6 protein-coding genes and 2 pseudogenes are annotated in these 6,162 nt (G+C 58.6%); 5 read left to right on the top strand and 3 right to left on the bottom strand.

The window, feature by feature from the left end:
- Nucleotides 1–15: 15 nt before the first annotated feature.
- Nucleotides 16–207: pseudogene (locus tag P3R82_RS11595) on the top strand (short-chain dehydrogenase/reductase); the annotation flags it as partial.
- Nucleotides 208–376: 169 nt separating this feature from the next.
- Here P3R82_RS11595 and P3R82_RS11600 read toward each other — a convergent pair.
- Nucleotides 377–1,279 carry a LysR family transcriptional regulator gene (locus tag P3R82_RS11600; protein WP_112950309.1) on the bottom strand — a complete coding sequence of 301 codons (903 nt, stop codon included), beginning with the start codon at nucleotides 1,277–1,279 and terminating at the stop codon, nucleotides 377–379.
- 92 nt (nucleotides 1,280–1,371) lie between these two features.
- Between P3R82_RS11600 and P3R82_RS11605 the strand changes: the two genes are divergently transcribed.
- The 4 genes and pseudogenes from P3R82_RS11605 to P3R82_RS11620 all read left to right on the top strand — a co-directional run bounded on the left by P3R82_RS11605 (nucleotide 1,372) and on the right by P3R82_RS11620 (nucleotide 4,233).
- A complete protein-coding gene (locus P3R82_RS11605; protein ID WP_112436356.1) occupies nucleotides 1,372–2,388 on the top strand; it encodes an NADP-dependent oxidoreductase in 1,017 nt (338 codons plus the stop codon).
- 71 nt (nucleotides 2,389–2,459) lie between these two features.
- Nucleotides 2,460–2,759 (top strand): antibiotic biosynthesis monooxygenase, encoded by a 300-nt coding sequence (locus P3R82_RS11610; protein ID WP_111564740.1) that lies wholly within the window; start codon nucleotides 2,460–2,462, stop codon nucleotides 2,757–2,759.
- A 735-nt stretch (nucleotides 2,760–3,494) separates the two neighbouring features.
- Nucleotides 3,495–3,656, top strand: a pseudogene (locus P3R82_RS11615) (cytochrome b/b6 domain-containing protein); the annotation flags it as partial.
- A 151-nt stretch (nucleotides 3,657–3,807) separates the two neighbouring features.
- Nucleotides 3,808–4,233: a sulfocyanin-like copper-binding protein gene (locus tag P3R82_RS11620; protein WP_111564744.1), complete on the top strand. Its 426-nt coding sequence runs from the start codon at nucleotides 3,808–3,810 to the stop codon at nucleotides 4,231–4,233.
- 454 nt (nucleotides 4,234–4,687) lie between these two features.
- Here the strand turns inward: P3R82_RS11620 and P3R82_RS11625 are convergent, their stop codons facing one another.
- The gene (locus tag P3R82_RS11625; protein ID WP_283193903.1) at nucleotides 4,688–4,813 is read right to left on the bottom strand and encodes a hypothetical protein; all 126 of its coding nucleotides are present in this window, start codon (nucleotides 4,811–4,813) and stop codon (nucleotides 4,688–4,690) included.
- Nucleotides 4,814–5,191: 378 nt separating this feature from the next.
- Nucleotides 5,192–5,857, bottom strand: a complete 666-nt coding sequence (locus P3R82_RS11630; RefSeq protein ID WP_112436352.1) for a hypothetical protein — start codon at nucleotides 5,855–5,857, stop codon at nucleotides 5,192–5,194.
- Nucleotides 5,858–6,162: the final 305 nt, after the last annotated feature.

Consider the following 6,162-nt stretch of genomic DNA (forward strand, 5'->3'; position numbering starts at 1 on the left):
ACGCCAATGCGCTAAATTAGTCACAATCAACCGGGCGATCCGTCCAAACTCGCCGATGTCCTGGTGGACTTCGTGGACACAGCCAATCCGCCTGTCCGGTTACCGCTGGGCAGCGATAAAGTCGCGGCCATCGAGGCGAAACATGCGGCCGATGCAGCCATCGTCAGTGCATGGCGGAAGACTGCATCTTCGACAGACTTCGCTTAAGGGAAGCAACATGAGCGGCCGCGCAAGAGGACGATCGAGCACCGAAATCGATCGTCCTCGTCATTCCCCTCACCGTCAAACCCGGGTTTCCAACGCTGCGAAAAGCGCTTCACTTTTCCGAACGGCATGACCGCTGTTGGCGCCAGAAGCGGTCATTGACGCGCCGTTTTCAGAGCAATGTGACCAGGCTTTCGAGGAAGGCGCGAACCGCCGGATTGGACCGCCGGCTTTCCGGCCACAAGGCGGTGATGTTGTGCCGCTCCACGGCATAGTTCGCCAGAACCGGAACGAGCGCACCGCTCTTCACCCAGGCGGCGGCCATGAAGCTAGTCGCCATCCCGATCCCGGCACCGGCGGCGATGGTCGCAAGCACCGCTTCGCTTGCATCGACGACGATCGCGGATGACGGCACGATCTCGACCTCTCTATCCCCGATACGAAACGGCCAGCGGAACATCTGGCCGCTGCTTTGGTAGCGCAGGCTGACCGTTTCATGATCGTGCAACTGGTCCGGATGTGTCGGTGGGTCGCGCCTCGCCAGATAGTCGGGAGAGGCGTAGCAGCACAATCGATGCGGCGCGAGTCGTCGGGAGAGAAGGCGCGAGTCGGCCAGATCGCCGATACGGACGGCCAGATCGAATCCGCCCTCGATCAGATCGACGATCTGATCACTTAGGCGCAGGTCGATGCTCACCTTGGGATAGTGTTTTCGGAATTGTGGCAGGGCCGGCGCGATCACATGCAGGCCGATCGGCAGCGATGCCGCAATACGTATTGTGCCGGCCGGCTCGGTGCGCGCCGCTTTCGCCGCCTGCTCGATGTCCTCGGCGTCCTGTAGCAGCCGAAGCGCCCTTTCATGCAGGTCGTGCCCTTCGCTGGTGAGCGTTAGGGAGCGTGTCGTGCGTGCAAACAGCGCCACGCCAAGCTGTTTTTCCAGCCGCTGGATGCTCTTGCTGACTGCCGACGGGGAGATCGAGAGCGAGCGGGCTGCGGCGGTGTAGCTTCCGAGCGAGCCAGCCCGCGCGAAAGCAATCAATCCCGTCAGCCGATCAAATCTAATTTGTTCCTTCATGGCACTATTAAAGCGAAGTTAGCGATCATTATCAATTGACGGCGTCAGTCATATCTTTGTCCACGAACGCCAGATAGCTAAGCGAGGCAATGATGACTGCAATGATGAAAGCCGTGCGACTGCACGAATTCGGAGGTCCGGAGGTTCTGCTCTATGAGGATGCCCCGCGACCGGAGATAGCGACGGACGAGGTGCTGGTCCGTGTCCACGCCACAAGCCTCAACCCACCGGATCTCTATCTGCGCGACGGCTACCGGAGACTGCCGCCGGAATGGCAACCCAGCCCGACCTTCCCTTTGATCCTCGGCACCGATGTGTCGGGCGTCGTAGCGGCCGTTGGCGCGAGTGTTACCGGATTTGAGGTTGGTGACGACGTCTATGCGATGGTCCGGTTTCCGCAGGACCTGATGACTGGTAGCGGCGCCTATGCCGACTATGTGCGCGTCTCGGCCTCGGAACTGGCGCTGAAGCCTTCGCGGATCGATCATGTCCATGCTGCAGGCGCGCCGATGTCGCTGCTCACCGCCTGGCAGTTTCTGGTCGACTTGGGCCATGACGCGCCGAACCCGTTCCAGTCCCTCGCGCACACGCCGATGCCGCTGAACGGCAAGAGCGTGCTGGTCAACGGCGCCGGCGGTGGCGTTGGTCATCTGGCGGTGCAGATCGCCAAATGGCAAGGCTCGCGGGTGATTGCGGTCGCCTCCGGCAAACACGGGGCGCTGCTCACCGACCTCGGCGCAGACACCGTGATCGATTACACCAAGGTGGCGGCCGAAACGGTAGCGAAGGATGTCGACCTGGTGCTCGATGCCGTCGGCGGCGCGCACATGGAACGCTTTCTGCCCAGCATCAAACCGGGCGGCGGCCTGTATCTCGTCAACCCGTTGGGCTTTGCCGGCCATGATGATGCCGCCAAGCGACAGATCACCGTGTCAACGACCCAGGTGCGCTCCAACGGTGCGCAATTGGCGCAAGCCGGCCGCCTTCTCGAGGACGGCACCGTTCGGGTGGCGATCGACAGCACCTATCCAATGGCCGAGGCGTCGGTGGCCCATCGTCGCGCCTCCGAAAGAAGTATCCAGGGCAAGATAGTGCTGATCACCGCCTGATCATTGCCGAACAACAGGCACCTCTGATTGCCGAAGATCGGACGTCAGAGGTGCGGATGGGAAAATATCTCATGCTGATCATCACCGGCTACATGCATGTCGACCCAACCGATCTGGCGCAGTTCCGGGCCGATCTCACAGCGCTTGCCGCAGCCACACGCCAGCGCCCCGGAAACATCTCCTATGATGCCGCCGTCGACGCGCCGGAATCAGGGCGATTGCTGATCGCGGAACGCTGGGTAGATCAGGCCGCACTCAGCGCCCATCTTGCGGCGGCGGACACGATTGCTTTCGTTGACCGTTGGCATGGTCGAATGCAGGGCGATATCCGGAAATACGACGCAGCTAATGAACGTCAGCTCAGGGAATGACGTATGCTATTCTGTGGTCGACGTCCGCTTCTTCGGGCCGATTGCCGTCTTCCACTACGCGCCACGACTGGAGGTCGAATTCGAGTTTGTCCAAAGCTCTTTGTCCGCCTTAATGGCTGCAACAGTCGACAGTGCGCGTTCATAAGTATCGACTTGCAGTGTCAAACCCATGTGAGCTGTCTCTTTTCTCACGAGGAATTCTACAACGTCTCGATCTGGGGTGCCGCGATGTATAAGTCCGGCAGCCTCTATCAAGTAGGAATCATACTCATCCGCGAACTCTTGCGCGTTGGCCTCGTCCCATCGCTGTCCGGAACTCAATAACCCTATTGGGTCCCAAAGTGACCAGCCAATGTCGCGCAGCCGCGACAGCTTGAGCTTGGGCAGGGTGGAAAGAGCTGCTATCGATCTAAATCCGGTTGCTGATTAACACCGATACACCTTCCGCCTGGGACGGAAATTCCAAATGAATAAGCCGATAGCCATAGCTATACCAAGCATCAAGTAGTGAAATGGCGACAGGCTCAGATTGAAAGCGAATGTCGCGATACGAAGCAGGACGAATGCTACAATGGTTGCGGATGTCGTGAGTTCGCTGCGTCTGTTGTAGGTCCTTTTGTCGATCATTTTCGCTCACACCAGTGCCATTGGTTCTAACTTTGAGAACAACCCGAGCGCGATAATTGCGCTCCAATGCAACGGGTAAAAATTTATCGTGTGATGTCGGCAAAGGGCGGGATTGCGCCGTATTACTTTGGGGTTAATGCCGCTGGGTCGATCCACGCCGATTTAATGAAGGTCGTGCTTTGGGCCGTCGTTGCGGTCCATGTCCTCGGGGCACTTGTCCAGCACTTTTGTTTCCGGACAGATGTTTTACGCCAGATGACAACCGGCTGAACTCGTAGCGCGGATCAGTCCAGCAACGTTCGCGATCCGCAGCGGAGAATGCAATGCATCCGCAAACCCGATGTTTCATGGGTTCAGGTAGGCGTCAGTCCGCCCTCGTAGGTGTCCAAGTGCTGGGCTAACACTGAGGAGAAATAGCCGCATGTTGAACTACAAGAGCATACTCGGCGCAGTCGCCGTGCTTTGCGTCGCCGCGCCCTCTTTCGCTGCAACCACTGTCAAGGTCATTGAAGATGGTGAAGGCGGCGGCGCGATGTCGTTGACAGTCGATCAGCCAACCGTGAAGGCAGGTGACGTGGTATTCCAAGTACACAACGACGCGATGACCGAGGAACACGAGATGGTCCTAGTGAAGCTCAAGTCGATCAACCAAGAGGTAGCAGTTCAACAAGGCAAGCACCGGGTCGACGAGCATCAGCTAAAGAGCCTCGGTGAAGTGTCCGAGCTCAAGCCAGGTGCTGACGGATCGCTTAAGGCCAAACTCACGCCCGGTGCATATCTCCTGCTATGCAACATCAAGGGTCACTACGAGGCCGGAATGCACGCGACTTTGACAGCCGTCAAATGATCGGCTGGGCCGGCGGCGTGAGCGCCGCCGTATCCCCGAACGATCTTATTGCTGAGACTGTGGCAAGTATTTACGGCGTGCCGCATTCTCGGTTTAGCCAGCTGCAGCGCAAGCAGACGACGATTGCCTCCAGGAACTGCGTTGGATCCTTAATCGCCGGGAACTGTTAAAGAGCGATCTCGCGGCTTGGCTGAGGAAATGTCGCCGCCATACCCAAACTCACCAGCCGGGCGGTGCTACCGGCAATAGGGGAAACGGTCTTGAGCAGATCGCCGCTTATCTCGCCAAGCACGATGCGTTACGCGCCTTGTCATTTATTGCGAGGCCGCAGATCAGAAGTGGGGATCTCATCGTAATCCAAACAGCTTCGCCCTCGCCCCGCCACGAGCGTCAATTCGTCGCCAAGTTGGTGGCGACAACCTGATCCTCCGCCGCATCGACGCCGACGGTCCTGCTAAAAGATCGCGGCAATGATCACCACGGCGCCCGCCAAAATGGTGATGGCCAATAACCCGGCGGCGAGCAGAAGGAACTCGACTGGCTCGTCCGCCAGAAGGTATCCTCTCTTCTGATGCTCCATGATCGCGCTCCCCACTCAATCGTGCGAATCAAATCCTCCAAGGAGATTAACTTCCGCTATCATTTAAGCAAGGTTGCGCATGACCTATGCGCGATGGTGCGCTGAACTGCTAGCGTCGGGTACAAGTTTGCCATGTCGTTGAGGACCAGTTGGCCAACGTCGCTGTCATGGGGCATTAACCCGATAAGTCGACCGAGCGCCAGATGCGCCGGCGACTCCCTAATACGCTCAAATCTCCGCTTTGCCTTGCCCGCCTTCACGAAGAGGGGTGAGTGCAGCGAGCGCCGACTGCTGTGTTTCAGAGACATGCCGACCTCACCCCAATCCGTTGCTGACATTTCAGGATCACTTTGAGCTATACACCGATTTCGCTCCCGCTCAATTCGATCGAACAACCGCGGGATCTGCGTCCTCGGTCGACTTTGTCGGCGTAAGCGTGGCTTTGATCTGATCAATCTTTCCCTCGGCCTCACCGACACCGAGAATAGACTTGGCCTTTTCGAGAGCGGCAGCGCTGACTTCGCCGGTTTTTGTCGCCGATGCCAGCGCATCTTTCAGGGCCTGGTCGCCGAGGATCGGGTCATCCTCGGACGGCTCGACACCGTTATCAAGTTCATATTGGGCATATGCCACGGCGTAGGCGGAAATGGCGGTCATTCGAGGGTCGGACGTGTGCAGATAGGCCTTGAAGCTGCGATTGAGTGAGTTCAAACCGGCAAGTTCCGCCGAAGCCTTGCGTTGTTTCGTGGTAACGGCAGGTGTTCGCTCCGCTTTCCTGGATTGCGACTGACCAACAGCTTCGCCTGACTTGCCTCTCGCGGCGTTGCCTTGCGACTGTGAGTTACCATGCGTGGAGCTGCTGCCTTGGCTACCGCTATTGCCATGACCACCGCCACCATTGCCATTGCCGCCGCTTCCCCCTCCATTGCCACCACCGTTTCCGCCTTTCGCCATGGCCGCGATGTCGAAACCGGCGACGGCGAGGGGACTTGCGGCGAGGGCAAGAGACAGGGCGGCGATGGAAGCCAGGGTGGTGATGCGCATTGTGTCCTCCAAATCAAGCCGCCAACGCGACGGGATCGTTCAAGATGATCCCGAAGTTATCGGAAGATCGCCCACCCGACATCGGACGGAGGTCTGATACGGTTCAAATGAGAACGACAAGGGCCTTCGATGTTAACGAATGGCATCGCCGCCATGAGATTCTTGTGACGGATAATCCAATACGGAACAGAGTTCGCGTCATTTGCCTTTGCCCTTCACGGCGCCGCCACGTCGCACAGTCTGCCTGATCGACTTTAATCTTACGGTCGCCGGCACGCCGTGCAGGGACCCCATCCCGCTTGCGC

This window comes from Rhizobium sp. AN80A, assembly GCF_030053015.1.
In the GTDB taxonomy this organism is placed as follows: domain Bacteria; phylum Pseudomonadota; class Alphaproteobacteria; order Rhizobiales; family Rhizobiaceae; genus Rhizobium; species Rhizobium metallidurans.